19 protein-coding genes and 1 tRNA gene are annotated in these 20,041 nt (G+C 64.0%); 12 read left to right on the top strand and 8 right to left on the bottom strand.

From position 1 onward, the window contains the following. Nucleotides 1-29 precede the first annotated feature (29 nt). Together upp and HG549_RS04065 are read left to right on the top strand one after the other, a co-directional pair. Entirely contained in the window at nt 30-668 is a 639-nt protein-coding gene (upp, locus tag HG549_RS04070) for a uracil phosphoribosyltransferase (RefSeq protein ID WP_011532223.1), read from the top strand. 2 nt (nt 669-670) lie between these two features. Further along, nucleotides 671-1,945, top strand: a complete 1,275-nt coding sequence (locus tag HG549_RS04065; protein ID WP_170028264.1) for a uracil-xanthine permease family protein — start codon at nt 671-673, stop codon at nt 1,943-1,945. A gap of 31 nt (nt 1,946-1,976) precedes the next feature. On the opposite strand, the gene hemH is transcribed toward HG549_RS04065, so the two are convergent. Together hemH and HG549_RS04055 are read right to left on the bottom strand one after the other, a co-directional pair. Then, nucleotides 1,977-2,993 (bottom strand): ferrochelatase, encoded by a 1,017-nt coding sequence (gene hemH, locus HG549_RS04060; protein ID WP_170028263.1) that lies wholly within the window; start codon nt 2,991-2,993, stop codon nt 1,977-1,979. Nucleotides 2,994-3,006: 13 nt separating this feature from the next. Continuing rightward, entirely contained in the window at nt 3,007-3,912 is a 906-nt protein-coding gene (locus tag HG549_RS04055) for a TIGR01777 family oxidoreductase (protein WP_170028262.1), read from the bottom strand. Between the two features lie 187 nt (nt 3,913-4,099). Between HG549_RS04055 and HG549_RS04050 the strand changes: the two genes are divergently transcribed. The 5 genes from HG549_RS04050 to HG549_RS04030 all read left to right on the top strand — a co-directional run bounded on the left by HG549_RS04050 (nt 4,100) and on the right by HG549_RS04030 (nt 9,166). Continuing rightward, nucleotides 4,100-5,086, top strand: a complete 987-nt coding sequence (locus HG549_RS04050; RefSeq protein ID WP_170028261.1) for an NAD(P)/FAD-dependent oxidoreductase — start codon at nt 4,100-4,102, stop codon at nt 5,084-5,086. A 97-nt stretch (nt 5,087-5,183) separates the two neighbouring features. Further along, nucleotides 5,184-6,152, top strand: a complete 969-nt coding sequence (locus HG549_RS04045; RefSeq protein WP_170028260.1) for a DUF523 and DUF1722 domain-containing protein — start codon at nt 5,184-5,186, stop codon at nt 6,150-6,152. Next, the gene (locus tag HG549_RS04040; protein ID WP_170028259.1) at nt 6,142-7,041 is read left to right on the top strand and encodes a MerR family transcriptional regulator; all 900 of its coding nucleotides are present in this window, start codon (nt 6,142-6,144) and stop codon (nt 7,039-7,041) included. The genes HG549_RS04045 and HG549_RS04040 overlap by 11 nt, the downstream gene beginning before the upstream one ends. Beyond that, nucleotides 7,032-8,474 (top strand): deoxyribodipyrimidine photo-lyase, encoded by a 1,443-nt coding sequence (gene phrB / locus HG549_RS04035; RefSeq protein WP_170028258.1) that lies wholly within the window; start codon nt 7,032-7,034, stop codon nt 8,472-8,474. The genes HG549_RS04040 and phrB overlap by 10 nt, the downstream gene beginning before the upstream one ends. After that, nucleotides 8,471-9,166, top strand: a complete 696-nt coding sequence (locus tag HG549_RS04030; RefSeq protein WP_372241539.1) for an SDR family NAD(P)-dependent oxidoreductase — start codon at nt 8,471-8,473, stop codon at nt 9,164-9,166. The genes phrB and HG549_RS04030 overlap by 4 nt, the downstream gene beginning before the upstream one ends. A 38-nt stretch (nt 9,167-9,204) precedes the next feature. Here the strand turns inward: HG549_RS04030 and HG549_RS04025 are convergent, their stop codons facing one another. From HG549_RS04025 to hemA, 6 genes are all read right to left on the bottom strand, one after another. Further along, nucleotides 9,205-9,723, bottom strand: coding sequence for an acyloxyacyl hydrolase (locus HG549_RS04025; RefSeq protein ID WP_170028257.1), 519 nt, complete (start codon nt 9,721-9,723; stop codon nt 9,205-9,207). Nucleotides 9,724-9,828: 105 nt separating this feature from the next. Further along, nucleotides 9,829-10,626, bottom strand: a complete 798-nt coding sequence (gene murI, locus HG549_RS04020) for a glutamate racemase (protein WP_170028256.1) — start codon at nt 10,624-10,626, stop codon at nt 9,829-9,831. Further along, on the bottom strand, nt 10,619-11,374 hold the full coding sequence (locus HG549_RS04015; protein ID WP_170028255.1) for a molybdopterin-synthase adenylyltransferase MoeB: 756 nt from the start codon (nt 11,372-11,374) through the stop codon (nt 10,619-10,621). The genes murI and HG549_RS04015 overlap by 8 nt, the downstream gene beginning before the upstream one ends. After that, the gene (prmC, locus tag HG549_RS04010) at nt 11,368-12,198 is read right to left on the bottom strand and encodes a peptide chain release factor N(5)-glutamine methyltransferase (RefSeq protein WP_170028254.1); all 831 of its coding nucleotides are present in this window, start codon (nt 12,196-12,198) and stop codon (nt 11,368-11,370) included. The genes HG549_RS04015 and prmC overlap by 7 nt, the downstream gene beginning before the upstream one ends. Further along, on the bottom strand, nt 12,198-13,280 hold the full coding sequence (gene prfA, locus HG549_RS04005) for a peptide chain release factor 1 (RefSeq protein WP_170028253.1): 1,083 nt from the start codon (nt 13,278-13,280) through the stop codon (nt 12,198-12,200). Before prfA ends, prmC begins: the two co-directional genes overlap by 1 nt. Then, entirely contained in the window at nt 13,277-14,554 is a 1,278-nt protein-coding gene (gene hemA, locus HG549_RS04000) for a glutamyl-tRNA reductase (protein WP_170028252.1), read from the bottom strand. The genes prfA and hemA overlap by 4 nt, the downstream gene beginning before the upstream one ends. Before the next feature lie 1,085 nt (nt 14,555-15,639). On the opposite strand from hemA, the gene HG549_RS03995 reads away from it, so the two are divergent. The 5 genes from HG549_RS03995 to HG549_RS03975 all read left to right on the top strand — a co-directional run bounded on the left by HG549_RS03995 (nt 15,640) and on the right by HG549_RS03975 (nt 19,931). Next, a complete protein-coding gene (locus HG549_RS03995; protein WP_170028251.1) occupies nt 15,640-17,361 on the top strand; it encodes a tetratricopeptide repeat protein in 1,722 nt (573 codons plus the stop codon). Between the two features lie 4 nt (nt 17,362-17,365). Continuing rightward, nucleotides 17,366-17,983, top strand: coding sequence for a lipoprotein insertase outer membrane protein LolB (gene lolB / locus HG549_RS03990; RefSeq protein ID WP_170028250.1), 618 nt, complete (start codon nt 17,366-17,368; stop codon nt 17,981-17,983). A 3-nt stretch (nt 17,984-17,986) separates the two neighbouring features. After that, on the top strand, nt 17,987-18,847 hold the full coding sequence (gene ispE, locus HG549_RS03985; protein ID WP_170028249.1) for a 4-(cytidine 5'-diphospho)-2-C-methyl-D-erythritol kinase: 861 nt from the start codon (nt 17,987-17,989) through the stop codon (nt 18,845-18,847). 20 nt (nt 18,848-18,867) lie between these two features. After that, a tRNA-Gln gene (locus HG549_RS03980) sits at nt 18,868-18,942 on the top strand. A 47-nt stretch (nt 18,943-18,989) separates the two neighbouring features. After that, on the top strand, nt 18,990-19,931 hold the full coding sequence (locus HG549_RS03975; protein WP_016391678.1) for a ribose-phosphate pyrophosphokinase: 942 nt from the start codon (nt 18,990-18,992) through the stop codon (nt 19,929-19,931). Nucleotides 19,932-20,041: the final 110 nt, after the last annotated feature.

Genomic DNA, 20,041 nt, shown 5'->3' with positions numbered 1-20,041 from the left:
GTTTTTTTGCCCGCCTTTCGGAGCCCCCTATGCCCACTCGTGAGATCCGCCATCCGCTGATCCGCCACAAGCTCGGCCTGATGCGCCGTGCCGATATCAGCACCAAGAATTTTCGCGAACTCGCCCAGGAAGTCGGCGCGCTCCTGACCTACGAAGCGACCCAGGACCTGCCGCTGGAAACCTACGAGATCGACGGCTGGTGCGGCAAGGTGCAGGTTGAAAAGATCGCTGGCAAGAAGATTACCGTGGTGCCGATCCTGCGCGCCGGCATCGGCATGCTCGACGGGGTGCTCAGCCTGATCCCCGGGGCCAAGGTCAGCGCGGTCGGCGTTGCCCGCAACGAAGAAACGCTCGAAGCCCACACCTACCTGGAAAAGCTCGCACCGGACATCAACCAGCGCCTGGCCCTGATCATCGACCCGATGCTGGCCACCGGCGGCTCGATGGTCGCCACCATCGACCTGCTGAAGAAGGCGGGCTGCAAGGAAATCCGGGCCATGGTCCTGGTGGCCGCGCCGGAAGGCATCGAAGTGGTGGAAAAGGCCCACCCGGACGTGCAAATCTACACCGCGTCGATCGACCAGCGCCTGAACGAGCACGGCTATATCGTGCCTGGCCTGGGCGATGCCGGTGACAAGATCTTCGGCACCAAGCAAAAGGACGCCTGACCATGCAGGACGGCTTCAACGACCCGCTCTGGCGCCAGGTCGTTTCGGGCGCGCAGATGCTCTTCGTGGCATTCGGCGCGCTGGTGCTGATGCCACTGATCACCGGCCTCGACCCGAACGTCGCGCTGTTCACCGCCGGCATCGGTACCCTGCTGTTCCAGCTGGTCACCGGCCGCCAGGTACCGGTGTTCCTGGCCTCGAGCTTTGCCTTCATCACCCCGATCATCCTCGCCAAGGGCCAGTTCGGCCTGGCCGAGACCATGGGCGGGGTGATGGCCGCAGGCTTCGTCTACACCTTCATGGGCCTGATGGTAAAAATCAAAGGCACCGGTTTCATCGACCGCATGCTGCCACCGGTAGTGATCGGCCCGGTGATCATTTCCATCGGCCTGGCCATGGCACCGATCGCGGCGAACATGGCCATGGGCAAGGCCGGGGACGGCAGCGTGCTGCTGCCGTACAAGACGGCGATGATGATCTCCATGCCCGCCCTGCTGACCACACTGATCGTCGCCGTGTTCGGCAAAGGCATCTTCCGCCTGGTGCCGATCATTGCCGGCGTGCTGGTCGGCTTTGCCCTGTCGTTCGCCTTTGGCGTGGTCGACACGGCCAAAATCGCCGCCGCACCGTGGCTGGAACTGCCCAACTTCACCGCGCCGGCGTTCAACTGGCAGGCCATCCTGTTCATCGTCCCGGTTGCCCTGGCACCGGCGATCGAGCACATCGGTGGGGTAATCGCCGTCGGCAGCGTGACCGGCCGTGACTACCTGAAGAAACCCGGCCTGCACCGCACCCTGCTCGGCGACGGCCTGGCCACCACCGCAGCCGGCCTGTTCGGTGGCCCGCCCAACACCACCTACGCCGAAGTGACCGGCGCGGTGATGCTGACCAAGAACTACAACCCGAAGATCATGACCTGGGCGGCGATCTTTGCCATCACCCTGGCCTTCATCGGCAAGTTCGGCGCGCTGCTGCAGAGCATCCCGGTGCCGGTGATGGGCGGCATCCTGTGCCTGCTGTTCGGCTCGATCGCAGCGGTGGGCATGAACACCATGATCCGCCACAAGATCGACCTGGCCGAAGCGCGCAACCTGGTGATCGTTTCGGTCACCCTGGTGTTCGGTATCGGCGGCGTGCTCATCGGCAGCGGCGATGGCCCGGATGACTGGGGCCTGAAAGGCATTGCCCTGTGCGCCATCGTGGCGATCGCCCTGAACCTGATCCTACCGGGCAATGATGGTTGGAAGCACAAGAAACTGGATGACCAGATGCCTTGAAGTCCTGGGGCTGCCTTGCAGCCCCAGCTGTTCAAGCCTTTTCGCACATACCAGCCAGCACCCTCGCCCACTCCGGGTGGTCATTCAGGCACGGCACCAGCACCAGCTCCTGCCCACCCGCCTCGACAAACTGCTCGCTGCCACGCATGCCGATTTCTTCCAGCGTCTCGATGCAATCGGCGACGAATGCCGGGCACATCACCAGCAACTTCTTCACCCCAGCCTTGGCCAACTCATCCAGCCGCGTCTCGGTGTAGGGCTCGATCCACTTGTCCCGGCCCAGCCGCGACTGGAACGATACCGACCACTTACCCTCGGCGATGCCCATTTTCTGCGCAAACGCCTTGGCCGTGGCCAGGCACTGCCCACGGTAGCAAACCGCCCGTACCTCGGCGGACGCATCATGGCAACAATCGGCAGCCCGCAGGTCGTGCCGGGTGCCTTTGGGGAACAGCTTCTTCAGGTGCCGCTCCGGCAGGCCATGGAAGCTGAGCAGTACGTGGTCATACGGCTGTTCCAGGTAAGGACGGGCGCTGGCGGCCAGCGCCTCGATGTACGCCGGGTGTTGGTAGAACGGTTGCAGCACGCGCATCTGCAGCGCTAACTGCTGCTCTTCGATGGTCCGCCTGGCCTGCTCTACCACGGTGGTCACCGTGCTGTCGGCGAACTGTGGGTAAAGCGGCGCCAGGGTCACCTTGCGCACGCCTTGTCGGGCAAGCCGTTCCAGCACCTCAGGCAAGGCCGGCTGGCCGTAGCGCATGGCGATTTCCACCGGGCCGTGGGGCCAGTGTGCAACCATCGCCGCCTGCAGGCGCCGGGTCAGCACCACCAGCGGCGAGCCCTCGTCCCACCAGATCGAGCCATAGGCATGCGCCGACTGCTCCGGTCGCTTGATCAGAATCAGCGACACCAGCAGGCGCCGCAGCGGCCAGGGCAGGTCGACCACATACGGGTCCATGAGGAACTGGTCGAGGTAGCGGCGCACATCGGCCACCGAAGTGGAGGCAGGGGAACCCAGGTTGACCAGCAGCAGAGCGTGATCGGTCATGCAGCGTCCTATGTCAAAGTTGGCTGGACAGGTTGTCCAGGGCCGATTGCAGATCGTTGAAGCGGAAGGTAAAGCCTGCCGCCAGCAAGCGTGCCGGGCGCGCACGCTGGCCGCCGAGCAGGAGGATCGACAGTTCGCCCAGAAGGGCCTTGAGCAGCACTGCCGGCACCGGCAGCAGCGCCGGGCGATGCAAGGTGCGGCCCAGGCGCCTGGCGAACTCGCGGTTGCGCACTGGCTCTGGGGCGCAGGCATTATAGGGACCGCTGGCGTCCTTGTGCTGCAAGAGAAAATCAATCAGGGCGACCTGGTCGTCTATATGGATCCAGGGCATCCATTGCCGCCCGTGGCCCAGGGGCCCGCCCAGTCCCAGCTTGAAGGGCAGGCGCAGGCGCGACAAAAAGCCGCCATCGCTGGCCAGCACCAACCCGGTCCGCACCAGCACCACGCGGATGCCCTGGGCCTGCGAGCGCAGCGCGGTTTCTTCCCAGGCAATGCACAACTGGCTGGCGAAATCCTCTCGCACCGGGGGTGAAGCCTCGCTCAGCTCGCGTTCGCCGCCGTCCCCGTACCAGCCCACCGCCGAACCGGAAATCAGCACTTCCGGGCGCTGCTCACGGCTGCCCAGCCAGCTCAGCAATTGTTCGGTGAGGGCGATACGGCTGGCCCACAGCAGGTTGCGCCGAGTCGCCGTCCAGGGGCGGTCGGCGATCGGTGCACCGGCCAGGTTGACCACCGCATCGAGCTGATCGCCCGGCTCCAGTTGCTCCAGGCGGGCGATGCCACGCACGCCCGCCCCGCAGATCGTCGGCACCTGCTCAGGTCGGCGGCTCCACACCGTCAGCCGATGTCCCTGGCCAAGCCAGTAGCGGCACAGGTGCCGGCCAATCAACCCGGTGCCGCCTGTCAGTAATATATGCATGGCAGTGTCCTCGCAGATTGCGGCGGTGGTCTATTTTTAACAACAAGGCACTTTTTTGACCCGACGCTCTCGGATAAACATAGGCCAACCTGCCCGCCAAAGCGGTATAACCTTATACAAAAATTGTGCATTGTACAGGTTTGCCTGACAGCGTAGTCTGCTTACAGCAAGGTTTAAAGAGGCCATCATGACAGTACCAATCGCCATCATCGGGGCCGGTATCGCCGGCTTGTCTGCCGCCCAGGCTTTGCAGAAGGCCGGGCAATTCGTGCATTTGTTCGACAAAGGCCATGGCAGTGGCGGGCGCATGGCCAGCAAGCGCAGCGAGGCTGGCGCGCTGGATCTTGGTGCCCAGTACTTCACCGCCCGCGACCGGCGCTTCGTCGAGCAGGTGCAACAGTGGGTTGCCGCCGGCTGGGCCGAGCAATGGAAACCGCAGCTGTACAACTACCGCGATGGCGAACTCAGCCCCTCGCCCGACGAGCAGACGCGCTGGGTGGGGGTACCGCGCATGAGCGCCATCACCCGCGGCCTGCTCAAGGATGTGACCGTCAACTTCGGCTGCCGCATCGCCGAGGTGTTCCGTGGCAAGCAGTACTGGCACCTGCAGGATACCGAAGGCTGCAGCCACGGCCCGTACAGCCGCGTGGTGATCGCCGTGCCGGCGCCGCAGGCCACACCGCTGCTGGCCGCTACCCCGAAGCTGGCTGCCGTTGCTGCTGGCGTGCAGATGGAGCCTACCTGGGCCGTCGCCCTGGCCTTCCAGGCCCCGCTGGACACCCCGATGCAAGGCTGCTTCGTGCAGGACAACCCACTCGACTGGCTGGCGCGCAACCGCAGCAAACCGGGCCGTGACGAGCAGCTCGACACCTGGGTGTTGCACGCCACCTCAGCCTGGAGCCGGCAACACATCGACCTGGCCAAGGAAGAGGTGATCGAACAGCTGTGGGGCGAATTCGCCGAGCTGGTCGGCTGCGTGGTACCGGCACCGACCTTTGCCTTGGCCCACCGCTGGCTGTATGCCCGCCCGACCAGCAACCATGAATGGGGCGCGCTGGCCGATGCCGACCAAGGCTTGTACGCCTGCGGCGACTGGTGCCTGTCCGGGCGTGTCGAGGGCGCCTGGCTGAGTGGCCAGGAAGCAGCGCGGCGGTTGCTTGAACACCTCGAGTGACAGAGTTATACAAAAAAACTAGTTTGCATAATTTCTTGGCTGTGCTGGAATTGACCTGTACAAGTTTTTGACCATGTACAGGTTTATGGAGACAGCCATGCACGACCCCTCCACGCATCGCAAGCCGCGCATTGCCATCAGTGCCTGTCTGACCGGTCACAGCGTGCGTTATAACGGCGGCCACAAGGCCTCCGACCTGTGTCGAACGCAGCTCGAGGAACATTTCGACTGGTTGCCGGTATGCCCTGAGGTGGCGATCGGCCTGGGCGTACCGCGCGACCCGATTCGCCTGGTCGGCGACCCCGAGCAACCGGAGGTGGTCGGCACACGCAATCCCGACATCGACCTGACCGGCCCGCTGCGCAGTTATGGCCAGCAGATGGCCGCGGAACTCGATGACATCTGCGGCTACATCTTCATGCAGAAGTCGCCGTCCTGCGGGCTGGAGCGGGTCAAGGTCTACCAGGATAACGGCCGCCCGGCCTTCCACAGCGGGCGTGGTGTGTACGCCCAGGCGTTCTGCGCACAGCGCCCGGACCTGCCCGTGGAAGAAGAAGGCCGCCTGCACGATGCCGTGCTGCGCGAGAACTTCATCAGCCGGGTATACGCCTATGCCGACTGGCAGCGCCTGCTGGCCGAGGGCCTGAGCCGTGGGGCGCTGGTGCATTTCCATGCGCGCTACAAGTACCTGCTGATGGCCAACAACCCCCAGGCCTACCGCACCCTGGGGCGCATGCTCGGCAGCATGCGCCGTGATGACGACCCGCAAAGCATCGGCCCGCGCTACTTCAGCCAGCTGATGCAGGCGCTGCGCCGCTGCGCCAGCCGTGGCACCCATGGCAATGTGCTGCAGCACCTGAGCGGCTACTTCAAGGATGCCCTGACGCAGCAGGACAAGGCCGAGCTGCAGAGCATCATCAGCCAGTACCGGCAAGGCGTGGTGCCACTGGTGGTGCCGCTGACCTTGCTCAAGCACCACTTGCGCAAGCACCCCGACCCGTACCTGTTGCAACAGGCCTACCTGCAGCCGCATCCCGAGCGCCTGGGGTTGCGCAATGCTGTCTGAGATTTTGCTGCCCATCGGCGAGCTGGCCCGTCGCACCGGCGTCAACCCGGTTACCCTGCGGGCGTGGGAGCGGCGCTACGGCTTGCTCAAGCCTCAGCGCACAGCCAAGGGCCATCGCCTGTATCCGCTGGACCAAGTGGAGCGGGTACAGACGATCCTCGCCTGGCTGCAGCGCGGTGCATCGGTCAGCCAGGTAGGCGAGCTACTCGACAAGCCCACTGCCACGCTCCCCAAAGGCGACTGGCAGGCCAGGCAATTCCAGTTGATCGAAGCCATCGCCAATCTATCCCAACGTGCGCTCGACCAGCAGCTCAACCAGGCCATGGCGCTGTACCCGGCAGTGACCCTGTGCGAGCAATTGCTGCTGCCGCTGCTCGACATACTCGAGCTGCGCTGGCGCACCTACTTCAATGCGGGGCTGGAGCAGATCTTTTTCAGCACCTGGCTGCGCAGCAAGCTCGGTGCCCGGGTCTATCACGACAACCAGTTGCTGCAAGGCCCTGCGGTGCTATTGGCCGATGATCATGAGCGCGGTTTCAACCCTGAACTGTGGTTATGCGCCTGGCTGCTGACCAATAACGGTATCGCCGTGGAAGTGCTGGAACACCCCATCGCAGGTGCTCAACTCAGCCATGCCGCCACCACCCTGAAAGTGCGCGCCGTCATCCTGTACCTTGGCCCGCGCATCGATGCCAAGGCGCTGCAACGCATGCTGCGCAATCTGCCAACGCCCGCCCTGCTGGGCGGACCGACAATGGCCATGCACGAAGCGCAGCTCGGTAACCTCGACCACCCCGACCTCTCCTTGTTCGACACCCCCCAGGCCGCCCTGCGGTTGCTTCAGGGCAATGAGCGGCCGCCTGCAGGACTGGACTCATCATGCAATTGACCTGGCTGCGCAGCGACCTGCGCATCGATGACAACACCGCACTCAGTGCCGCCAGTGAACGCGGCCCGACCATCGCCTTGTGGCTGGTCAGCCCCGGGCAGTGGCTGGCACATGACGATGCAGCCTGCAAAGTCGATTTCTGGCTGCGTAACCTGCGCGACCTGAGCCAGTCACTGGCGCGCTTGAACATCCCCCTGCTGATTCGCACGGTCGACAGCTGGGAGCAGGCGCCACAGGCCGTGCTCGAGGTTTGCCGCCAGCATCGGGTGCAAGGTGTGCACTGGAACGAAGAGTACGGCCTCAACGAGCAGCGCCGTGACGACGCCACACGGGCCTTGCTGGAACGCTCGGCCATCCAGGTTCACAGCCATCTCGACCAGCTGTTGTTCCGCCCGGGCAGCATCCTCACCCGCAGTGGTGACTACTTCCAGGTGTTCAGCCAGTTCAAGAAGAGCTGCCTGGAGCACCTGCACCGCAGCCTGCCGGCCCTGGCCCGGCGGGTGCAGCGTCAGGCGCCGCTCCAGGTCGCCAGCGACCCCATACCTGAGCAAGTGAATGGCTTCGAACAGCCGGGGCGCTCCCTGCGCGAACATTGGCCTGCCGGTGAAACCGAGGCACAGGCGCGGCTGGCCCGCTTTGTCGACGAAACCATCGACGATTACCACCAGCTGCGCGACTTGCCGGCCAAGCCTGGCACCAGCCAGCTGTCCCCCTATCTGGCCGCCGGCGTGATCTCGCCGCGCCAGTGCCTGCACGCCGCCTTGGCCAGCAACCGAGGCGAGTTCGACAGCGGCAGCAGCGGCGTGCAGACCTGGATCAACGAACTGCTCTGGCGCGAATTCTACAAACACATCCTGACCGGTTATCCACAGGTCTCGCGCCACCGCGCCTTCCGCGCCCACACCGAAGCCTTGCCCTGGCGCGACGCACCGGCCGACCTCGCTGCCTGGGAACAGGGCCGCACCGGCTTTCCAATCATCGACGCGGCAATGCGCCAGCTGCTGCACACCGGCTGGATGCACAACCGCCTGCGCATGATCGTGGCCATGTTCCTCAGCAAGAACCTGCTGATCGACTGGCGCAAGGGCGAACGGCACTTCATGCGCCACCTGATCGATGGCGACCTCGCTGCCAACAACGGCGGCTGGCAGTGGAGCGCGTCCACCGGCACTGACGCCGTACCCTATTTCCGCCTGTTCAACCCGGTTTCGCAATCGCAGCGTTTCGACCCCCAGGGGCAGTTCATTCGCCACTGGTTGCCTGAATTGCAGGGGCTGAATGAAAAAACTATTCATTTGCCGGTGAAGACAGCCGATCTTTTTGCTACACATTGCTATCACAGTCCCATTGTCGATCTCGACAGTAGTCGCCAACGTGCGCTGGATGCTTTCAAGAACCTCCCGCGCCGGCAGAATCAGAGGGCAATATCGTGAATGTTCGTCGTATCTGGGTGACGGGCGCGGCCAATGGACTAGGCTTGGCGTTGGTGGAGGGGTTACTCGGGCAAGGGCACCGGGTAGCCGCGAGTGGCAAGGATGACGAGGCGCTGGACGCCTTGGCGGCGCGCTATGGCCGCCAGCTGCTGCGTTTGCCCTGGCAGTTGCATGAAGAACAGCAGGCGGCACAGGCCAGCCAGCAGATCTGCCATGCCTGGTGCTCGCTGGATGGCCTGATCCTCAATGCCGGGACCAGCGATTACCTGGCGGACAATGTGCCAGCCAGCGAACTGTTCGAGGCAATCGTCACCAGCAACCAGTTGGCCGGCGAATATTGCCTGGCCAATGCGCTGCCATTGCTGGCGCAAGGTGACTCGCCGCAGGTGATGGCGGTTTTCAACCGTTATTCGGCGTTGCAGTTGTACGCGCCGACGCAGCCGAGCGCAGACTGGAACAACATGCCGCAGTGGATGCGCAAGCAGCGCCAGGCATTGCAGGCTGAAGGGATCGAGCTGACCGTGGTGGGACCACAGTCGCTCAAGGCACCGGTGACCCCGGTGCAGGCGATACCGGAGGCCTGGACAGCGCAAAGCGCGGCAGAAGAGCTGCTGCGGCGGTGGCCGCAGCGCGAGCCGGAGCTGGTCCTGGAGACCCTGGACCCAAGCGGTTTGTGGCCTTTGCCACGCTAGCCGGCATGGCGCCTGCAGGGCCCGCCTGCCAGGCGGGTTCAGAGCGCCATGCGGTAATGCAGGCTGTAGCTTTCTACCCCATCGTTGGGCTGTTTCAGGCCAGCGTTGGAATAGTGGATCGCCCGTACCCCGATCTCATGCCCACCGGCAAAGCGCAGGCCAAAGCCGATGCGGTCTTCGAACTGGAATGACGAGCCCAGGTCGTTGTCTTCCAGCTCGGTACTGGAGAACGCTGCCACGCCAATACCCGCCTCGATGTACGGCTTCACCGAGTCGCCAGCAAATTCATAGACGAATACCGGTGCGAACGAGAGGCTGTGATTGCTCGCGGTCTCATCCCCGTCCCAATAGCTGTAGGCCCCATCCCAGTAACCGGTCAGGCGGCCGACACTGGTTTGCCACCAGCTCGCGTCCCAGTTCGATTGCAGCCCCAGCCGATAGACCATGGTCGAGTCGCCGGTCTGCCCCACCGAAAACGAAACGTCGGCAGCCTGCGCCGACAATGCTTGCCCCAGGGATACGACGGCAGCCGCCGCCAAGCACAGCAGTTTCTTCATGAGAAACATCCTTCTTCCTGATGCTGTTATTAGTGTCTGCCTCATGGCAGGCAAACGGTAGAAAGCGGCAGTAGTACGATAGTTCAGCTTGATTTCACGTTTTTTTCACAACGCAAAGCTTTGCACACTGTCGGATTTATGCCACAGCAAAGGCAGGATTTTTCTCAACGCTTGCGGATCGGCGCTGGTCCAGAAGCGGGTATCGCCGGCAGGCCCAGCGGCCAGCAGGTCATGTGTGGCCAGCAAGCGTTGCAGCTGGCGTGCCACCGCGGCGCCGGTGTCGATGATTGCCACGTCGGCAGGCACCATGTCGGCCAGCAACGGGCGCAGGAAGGGATAATGGGTGCAGCCGAGGATCAGGGTATCGCAGCCCGCAGCCAGCAGAGGCTGCACATAACCCGACAGCAACTGGTGCAGCGCCGGGCTGGCCAGGTCACCCGCCTCGATGCGCTCGACCAGGCCCGGGCAAGGCTGAGTGATGACCTGTACGTCGCTGGCGAAACGGTCGAGCAAGGCGGCGAACTTGGCGCTCTGCAGGGTACCAGTGGTCGCCAGCACACCCACCACGCCGGAACGCGTGGCGGCCGCAGCGGGCTTTACTGCCGGCTCCATGCCAACCAGCGGCCAGCTCGGGTACAACTCACGCAGGTCGGCCACCGCTGCCACCGTTGCGGTGTTGCAGGCCAGCACCATGGCCTTGGCGCCTTGTTCATGGAAGAACCCGGCAATGCGCCGGCAACGTTCACGGATATAGTCCGGGGTCTTCTCGCCATACGGCACGTGACCGCAATCGGCCACGTACAGCAGCGTCTCGTGGGGCAGCAAACGCTGGATCTCGGCGAGTACCGACAAGCCGCCTACCCCAGAATCCATCACGCCGATCGGCGCCGAGCGCTCAGCCATCGCGCTTACCGCAGACCGCACAGGCCGGGTCGCGTTTCACCCGCAATTCGCGCATGCGGGTGCCAAGGGCATCGATCAGCAGCAGGCGCCCGACCAGCGGTTCGCCAAACCCGGCCAGCAGCTTCATGGCCTCCAGCGCCTGCAGGCTGCCTACCAGGCCGACCAGAGGGCCAATCACCCCGGCTTCGCTGCAGGTCAGTTCGGCTTCGCTGCCATGGCCGTACAGGCAGTGGTAGCAAGGGCTGTAGTCGCGCCGTGGGTCGAATACCGACAGCTGCCCCTCCAGGCGGATCGCCGCACCGCTGACCAGCGGTTTGACCGCAGCGACACAGGCGGCATTGACCGCCTCGCGGGTGCTGAAGTTGTCGGAGCAGTCCAGCACCAGGTCGACCGCTGCCACTGCGGCGGCCAGCGAGTCTTCGTCCAGTGCCTGGCGATGAGCGACCAGGCTGATTTCCGGGTTGATCGCCTGCAAACGCTGCAAGGCCGAATCGACCTTGCTCATGCCGACGCTGGCACTGTCGTGAATGACCTGGCGTTGCAGGTTGGTCAGGTCGACGGTGTCGAAGTCGGCCAGGTGCAGCTCGCCCACGCCGGCGGCAGCCAGGTACAAGGCGACCGGTGAACCAAGGCCACCGAGCCCGACGATCAGCGCCTTGCTCCGCTTGAGGCGCAACTGGCCGTCAATGTCGATCTGGGCCAGCAATACCTGCCGGCTGTAACGCAGCAGTTCCTGATCACTCAGCATGGCAGGCGTCCCAGGGTAATGCGTTCATGGCCACCCAGGTCGGTGCGGCTGGCGACCTCGGTGAAGCCTTGTTCAGCCAGCAAGGCGCGTACTGCCGCTGCCTGATCGTAGCCGTGTTCCAGCAGCAGCCAGCCGCCCGCTACCAGGTGGGCGGGGGCCTGGGCGGCGATGACGCGCAGGTCGTCCAGGCCATCGGCGCCGGCCACCAGGGCGCTGCTGGGCTCGAAACGTACATCGCCGACGGCCAGGTGCGGGTCGGCGGCGGCGATATAGGGTGGGTTGCTGACAATCAGGTCGAAACGCTCGCCGGCCAGGCTGTCGAACCAGTGGCTGACCCGCACCTGGGCGTTGGCCAGGCCCAGGCGCTGGCGGTTGCGCTCGGCCAGGGCGGCAGCCTCCTCCACCCGGTCCACTGCGGTTACCTGCCAGGCCGGGCGATCGCTGGCCAGGGCCAGGGCAATCGCGCCGGTGCCGGTGCCCAGGTCAAGGACCTTGGCCGGCGTGGCGGGTTGCAGTTCAAGGGCGGTTTCCACCAGCAGCTCGGTATCCGGCCGCGGGATCAGGGTATGCGGGGCGACTTCCAGGTCGAGCGTCCAGAAGCCCTGCTGGCCGAGGATGTAGGCGACCGGCTCGCCGTCGCGGCGGCGCTGCAGGTAGCTGGCATAGGTCTCGGCATCTTCGCTGCTGACGATCCGCTCGGGCCAGGTGTGCAGGTAGCTGCGCGACTTGCCGATGGCCGCAGCCAGCAACAGCTCGGCATCCAGCCGCTCGGTGGGCGATTCTGGCAGCTGCGCGTTGCGCAGCAGGCTGGCGATGATGGTCATCAGTCCCCCAGCGCGGCCAGCTGATCGGCCTGGTATTCGGCCAACAGCGGTTCGATGACGGCCTCCACGCCACCGGCGAGGATGTCGTCCAGCGAGTACAGGGTCAGGTTGATACGGTGGTCGGTCACCCGCCCCTGTGGGTAGTTGTAGGTACGGATGCGCTCGGAGCGGTCGCCCGACCCCACCAGCAGCTTGCGCTCGCTGGCGATGGCGTTCTGCGCGGCGCTGGTCTGCATGTCGTTGAGCTTGGCCGACAGCCAGGACATGGCGCGGGCACGGTTCTTGTGCTGCGAACGCTCTTCCTGACACTCGACCACGATGCCGGTCGGCAAGTGGGTGATGCGGATCGCCGAGTCGGTCTTGTTGACGTGCTGGCCACCGGCACCGGATGCGCGGTAGGTGTCCACACGCAGGTCGGCCGGGTTGATCTCGATGGCGGCCTGTTCGTCCGGTTCGGGCAGTACCGCCACGGTGCACGCCGACGTGTGGATACGGCCCTGGGACTCGGTCTCGGGCACGCGCTGTACACGGTGCGCACCGGACTCGAACTTGAGCTTGCCGTACACGTTGTCACCCTCGACGCGGGCGATGATTTCCTTGTAGCCGCCGTGCTCGCCTTCATTCTCGGAGAGGATTTCCAGGCGCCAGCCGCGCTTTTCGGCGTAGCGCGAATACATGCGGAACAGGTCGCCGGAGAAAATCGCCGCCTCGTCGCCACCGGTACCGGCACGGATTTCGAGGAACACGTTGCGGCCGTCGTTGGGGTCTTTGGGCAGCAACATGCGTTGCAGCTGCGCCTCCAGCGTCAGCAGTTGTTCCTTGGCTTCACGCACTTCTTCCACGGCCATTTCGCGCAGGTCCGGGTCACTGTCCTTGAGCAGCGCCTGGGCGCCTTCGAGGTCGTCCTGGACTTTGCGCCACTCTTTATATGCAGCGTAGACCGGCTCGACTTCGGCGTATTCACGGGAATAGGCGCGGAAGCGCGTCTGGTCGGAAATGACCTCGGCATCACCGAGCAGCGCGGTGAGTTCTTCGAAGCGGTCCTGGAGGATTTCCAGTTTGTTCAGCAGCGACGCTTTCATTGCGGGGATTTGTCCGTCGAGCCCTCGTTGAGGGCAAAGAGTTCCTGGGCCATGGCCAGCGCATCGAGGCGGCCCTCGGCCGAGAGCCTTTTCAGTTGCACGCTGGGCGCATGCAGGAGTTTGTTGGTCAGCCCCCGGGCCAGTTGGGCCAGCACGTCTTCGGGGTTGCCGCCGTTGGCCAGCAGGCGCAGGGCTTTTTGCAGTTCTTCGTCGCGCAGGCGCTCGCTTTGCTGGCGATAGGCCTTGAGCACGTCCACTGCGGCCAGCTCGCGCAGGCGCAGCATGAAATCTTCCGCCCCGACTGCCACCAGCTCTTCGGCGGCCTGGGCTGCGCCCTGGCGGCTCTTGAGGTTTTCCGCCACTACATCGTGCAGGTCATCGACAGTGTACAGGTAGACATCGTCCAGCTCACCGACTTCGGTCTCGATGTCGCGTGGCACGGCGATGTCGACCATGAAGATGGGCTTGTGTCGGCGCTGCTTCAGTGCGCTTTCCACCGCGCCCTTGCCGAGGATCGGCAGTTGGCTGGCGGTGGAGCTGATGACGATGTCGCTGTTGGCCAGTTCCTGGGGGATATCGGCCAGCAGCACGGCATGTGCGCCGAACTGTTCGGCGAGGATGCTGGCCCGCTCCAGGGTCCGGTTGGCGACGACGATGCGGCGCACGCCCTGCTCGTGCAGGTGGCGGGCGACCAGGGTGATGGTTTCACCGGCGCCGATCAGCAGGGCCTGGCTGCGGCCCAGGTCGCTGAAGATCTGCTTGGCCAGGCTGACTGCGGCGAACGCCACCGACACCGGGTTTTCGCCGATGGCGGTGTCGGTGCGCACCTGCTTGGCGGCGCTGAAGGTGGCCTGGAACAGGCGCCCGAGCAGCGGGCCGACGGTCCCGGCTTCACGCGCCACGGCATAGGCGGATTTCATCTGGCCGAGGATCTGCGGCTCGCCGAGCACCAGCGAATCCAGGCCCGAGGCCACGCGCATCATGTGTTTCACCGCCTCGTGTTCTTCGTGCACGTAGGCGCTGGCGCGCAGCTCGTCCAGGCTGAGCCGGTGATAGTCGGCCAGCCATTGCAGCACGGCATCGGCGGACAGGTGATCCTGCTCTATATAGAGCTCGCTGCGGTTGCAGGTCGACAGGATCGCCGCTTCGCGGCTGGATGTCAGCCGGCAGAGCTGCTGCAGGGCGTCTACCAGCTGCTCTGGGGTAAACGCCACGCGCTCGCGTACGTCTACCGAGGCAGTCTTATGGTTGATACCAAGTGCAAGAAAGGCCATGCAAGGTCGCTGGTTGTGACGGGAAGCCGATAATTGTCCTCTTTCGCAGGTTTCAGGACAACCACCGTTCGCTATTGCGCTGGTAGCGCTGCGGCTATCGCCGCCTCCAGGCCTGCACAAGCAGCGATTTCAGGCATGCTCCGCTCTTGCTCTGCTCCGCTTTTGCTCTGCTTTTGCTCCGCTTTTAATCTTGCTTTTGATCTTGCTTTTGATCTTGCTTTTGATCTTCGCGACTTCAGGAGGCCGAACGCAGGCCTTGCGGAGGGAGGTGACGGGCATGGATGCCCGTCAAGCGCTGAGGCCCCATGGATGGGGCCTGCGGCGCGTCCTCCCGGGAGCAAGGCCGGAGTGAGGGAACCCCGGAGCGCAGCGTAGGGGCCGGATGATGGGAGCGCAGCGTTTTTTGGTTACTTTTTGCCGCGTTTGGCAAAAAGTGACTCGCCGTAAGGGCGAAAAGGTGAGTCAGCGTCGCCATCGCCGATGGACTTTGCGCGCGATAAAAAACCAGCGCTATTTCGCTTTTCGCTTTTCGCTTTTCGCTTTTCGCTTTTCGCTTTTCGCTTTCAAGCGTGGGCTTCAACAATGAGATCAACATTCATTTTCAAAGGCGGCGCTTAGTCACCTTTCCGCCCTTACGGCGGGTCACTTTTTGCCAAACGCGGCAAAAAGTAACCAAAAAACGCTGGCTCCCATCATCCGGCCCCTACGCTGCGCTCCGGGGTCCCCTCGCTACGGGCTTGCTCCCGGGAGGACGCGCTGCAGGCCCCATCCATGGGGCCTCAGCGCTTGACGGGCATCCATGCCCGTCACCTCCCTCCGCAAGCCCTTCGCTCGGCCTCCTGAAGTCGCATTCGGCGGCGCCTGAACTATCGCGCGCTTAGAAGCAAGAGCAAGAGCAAGAGCAAGAGCAAGAGCAAGAGCAAAAACAACAGTCCAGGTACCATCGTGACTGCTCTGGGACGAACCACCCGTGCATGGCGCGGTCTTCATGAGCGAAGCGATAGCTTCATACCTTCGCAGGTGGGTTTGCCCCCGCGCTTGTGTCATCATGCTCCGACCGCCGGTGAGTCTTTCTAAAGCCTTTTATGAACAAACCATACGCATTGCTGCTTGCCTTCGCCCTGCTCCAGGGCTGCCAGAGCCTGGCCCCACAAAAGGCCGAGCCTCCCACTGCCGAGGCCGCCAAGCGCGAGGCGGAAAAGCCCGTGGTGTATGGCTCGTTCAAGCAGGAAACGCTCTATAGCCTGCTGGTGGCGGAACTGGCCGGCCAGCGCAACCGCTTCGACATCGCCCTGGCCAACTACACCGACCAGGCCGCGAAAACCCAGGACCCCGCAGTTTCCGAGCGCGCCTACCGCATTGCCGAATACCTCGGCGCCGACGAACCGGCCCTGGACAATGCGCTGGTCTGGGCCCGCAACGACCCGCAGAACCTCGACGCCCAACGCGCCGCCGCCATCCAGCTGGCCCGCGCCGGCCGCTATGACGAGTCCATGACGTACATGGAAAAGGTCCTGCAAGGCCAGGGTGACACCCATTTCGACTTCCTTGCCCTGTCTGCGGCAGAAACCGACCAGAGCACCCGCGACGGCCTGCTGCACAGTTTCGAACGCTTGCTGGCCAAGTACCCGCAAAACAGCCAGCTGGTGTTCGGCAAGGCCCTGCTGCTGAACCAGGACGGCAAGGCCGAAGAAGCCCTCGAGCTGCTCGAGTCGCACCCGCCGCAAAACGGCGAAGTCGCCCCCATCCTGCTTCGCGCCCGCCTGCTGCAGGCCCTGGACCGCGGCCCGGAAGCCCTGCCACTGCTGCGCGGGGCGATCCGCGACAACCCGGATGACAAACGCCTGCGCCTGACCTACGCGCGCACCCTGGTCGAACAGGACCGCATCGCCGATGCCAAGGGCGAGTTCCTCAGCCTGGTCCAGCAATACCCCGACGACGACGAACTGCGCTATTCGCTGGCCCTGGTATGCCTGGAAAACAAAGACTGGGATGAAGCCGAGGGCTACCTGCAGGAGCTGATCGAGCGCGACAGCAATGTCGACGCCGCGCACCTGAACCTGGGCCGCATCCGCGAGGAACGCCACGACCCCGCCGGCGCCCTGCGTGAATACGCCCTGGTCGGCCCAGGCCCCGATTACCTGCCGGCGCAGTTGCGCCAGGCCGACATCCTGGTTGCCAACGGCCGCGGCAGCGAAGCCTCGCGCCTGCTCGCCGAGGCCCGCGAAGCCCAGCCGGACTACGCCATCCAGCTGTACCTGATCGAGTCGGAAAGCTACAGCAACAACAACAAGGACGCCCAGGCCAGCCAGGTCCTGCAGCAAGCCATCCAGCGCTACCCGGACGACCTCAACCTGCTGTACACCCGCGCCATGCTGGCGGAAAAGCGCGATGACCTGCCGCAGATGGAAAAAGACCTGCGCGCGATCATCGCCCGCGAGCCGGAAAACGCCATGGCCCTGAACGCCCTGGGTTATACCCTGGCCGACCGCACCACCCGCTACAGCGAAGCCAAGGCGCTGATCGACAAGGCCCACCAGCTGACCCCGGACGACCCGGCGATACTCGACAGCCTGGGCTGGGTCAATTACCGCCTGGGCAACCTCGACGAGGCTGAGTCGTACCTGCGCCGGGCCTTCGCCAGCTTCCCCGACCATGAAGTGGCCGCCCACCTGGGCGAAGTACTGTGGGCCAACGGCAAGCGCCGCGAAGCCCGCCAGGTCTGGGCCAAGGGCTTCGACGCCCAGGCCGACAGCCCCATCCTGCGCAAGACCCTCCTGCGCCTGACCGGATCCGAGACCCTTTAACGCCATGTTCCTGCGCCATTGCATCACCTTCACCCTGATCGCCCTGCTGGCCGGCTGTGCCGGTTTCGGTAGCCGCGAGGCCCTGGAGGGCCACGGCAACCCGCAGCAGTGGCGCGCCCATAAAGAGCAGTTGAGCAGCCTCGATGGCTGGCAGATCAACGGCAAGGTCGGTATCCGCGCCCCGCGTGATTCCGGCAGCGGTACGCTGTTCTGGCTGCAACGCCAGGACTACTACGACATCCGCCTGGCCGGCCCGCTGGGCCGTGGCGCCGCACGCCTGACCGGCCGCCCCGGTGGCGTGGTGCTGGAAGTGGCCAACCAGGGCCGCTATGAGGCCAGCAGCCCCGAGGCACTGCTGGAAGAGCAGCTGGGCTGGCAACTGCCGGTCTCCCATTTGGTCTGGTGGGTCCGCGGCCTGCCCGCCCCCGACAGCAAGAGCAAACTGACCCTGGACGGCGACAGCCGCCTGGCCAGCCTTGACCAGGATGGCTGGCAGGTACAGTACCTGAGCTACACCGAGCAGAACGGCTATTGGCTGCCCGAGCGCCTGAAGCTGCACGGCAAGGACCTCGACGTCACCCTGGTGGTCAAGGACTGGCAGCCGCGCCAGCTGGGGCACTGATACATGCGCACGCTCACCCTGCCCGCCCCGGCCAAGCTCAACCTGTGGCTGCATATCATCGGCCGCCGCGCCGACGGCTATCACGAGCTGGAAACCGTGTTCCAGTTCCTTGACCACGCCGACGAGCTGAGTTTCGCCGTGCGTGACGACGGCGTGATCCACCTGCACACCGAGATCGCGGCGGTACCGCACGACAGCAACCTGATCGTGCGTGCCGCGCGCATGCTGCAGGCACAATCCGGCACGACACTGGGCGCCGACATCTGGCTGACCAAGGTATTGCCCATGGGCGGCGGCATCGGCGGCGGCAGCTCGGATGCCGCCACCACCCTGCTGGCCCTCGCCCACCTGTGGCAACTGGGCTGGGACGAAGACCGCCTGGCTGCCCTGGGCCTGAGCCTGGGCGCCGATGTACCGGTGTTCGTCCGCGGCCATGCGGCCTTCGCCCAGGGCGTGGGCGAACAACTGACCCCGGTCGACCCGGTCGAGCCCTGGTATGTCGTGCTGGTGCCGCAAGTGTCTGTCAGCACAGCAGAAATTTTTTCACATCCGCAGTTGACACGTGATTCACTGCCCCTTAAGATGCGCCCCGTTCCCGAGGGAAACAGTCGAAATGACTGCCAACCGGTGGTAGAGCAGAGTTACCCGGAAGTTCGCAATGCGTTGAATTCTTTGGGCAAATTCACTGAAGCTCGGCTAACCGGAACTGGAAGTTGTGTGTTTGGGGCCTTCCCAAACAAAGCCGAAGCTGATAAAGTTCTGGCCCTTCTTTCAGCGACCCAAACAGGGTTTGTGGCGAAAGGAAGCAATATTTCGATGTTGCATCGCAAGCTGCAAAGTCTGATCAAGAAGTCGAGCGCATAAGCGTTCGCAGCAACAGATACAGGGGCGTCGCCAAGCGGTAAGGCAGCAGGTTTTGATCCTGCCATGCGTTGGTTCGAATCCAGCCGCCCCTGCCATTTTCCTTATACTCATCCAGGTTACCCTCAGCCTCCAGGTACTGCGCGTGTCCAAGATGATGGTCTTTACGGGGAATGCCAACCCCGATCTGGCTCGGCGTGTAGTACGTCAGCTGCATATCCCTCTCGGTGACGTCTCTGTCGGTAAATTCTCCGACGGCGAGATCAGTGCCGAGATCAATGAAAACGTTCGCGGTAAAGACGTCTTCATTATTCAGCCGACCTGTGCCCCGACCAACGATAACCTGATGGAACTGGTAGTGATGGCCGACGCCTTCCGCCGCTCCTCAGCATCCCGAATCACCGCCGTGATTCCTTACTTCGGATACGCCCGCCAGGACCGCCGTCCGCGTTCGGCACGTGTAGCCATCAGCGCCAAAGTCGTCGCTGACATGCTCACTGTCGTCGGTATCGACCGTGTACTCACCGTCGACCTGCACGCTGACCAGATCCAGGGTTTCTTCGATATCCCGGTCGACAACATCTACGGCTCGCCCGTACTGGTCGACGATATCGAGGACCAGCGTTTCGAGAACCTGATGATCGTCTCCCCGGACATCGGTGGTGTCGTGCGCGCACGTGCCGTCGCCAAGTCCCTGGGTGTCGACCTGGGTATCATCGACAAACGCCGCGAGAAGGCTAACCACTCCGAGGTGATGCACATCATCGGCGACGTCGAAGGGCGCACCTGCATCCTGGTAGACGACATGGTCGACACCGCCGGCACCCTGTGCCACGCGGCCAAAGCCCTGAAAGAACACGGCGCTGCCAAGGTTTACGCCTACTGCACGCACCCTGTCCTGTCGGGCCGCGCGATCGAGAACATCGAGAAGTCGGTACTGGACGAGCTGGTGGTGACCAACACCGTTCCGCTGTCCGCCGCTGCTCAAGCCTGTGACCGTATCCGCCAGCTGGATATCGCACCGGTTGTGGCTGAAGCGGTACGCCGCATCAGCAACGAAGAATCGATCAGCGCGATGTTCCGCTAAGCGGAACACACGCTGACGAAAAGCGCCCCGCCCCAACACTGGTTGTTGGGGCGGGGCTTTTTTGCCATCCCCGTTGGCGCTGGTCGCAAACGCCCTCGGGGGGCTATTTT

Origin of the sequence: Pseudomonas sp. SK, from assembly GCF_012975065.1 — a bacterium.
GTDB lineage: Bacteria > Pseudomonadota > Gammaproteobacteria > Pseudomonadales > Pseudomonadaceae > Aquipseudomonas > Aquipseudomonas anuradhapurensis.
This window is presented reverse-complemented; position numbering and strand designations above follow the sequence as displayed.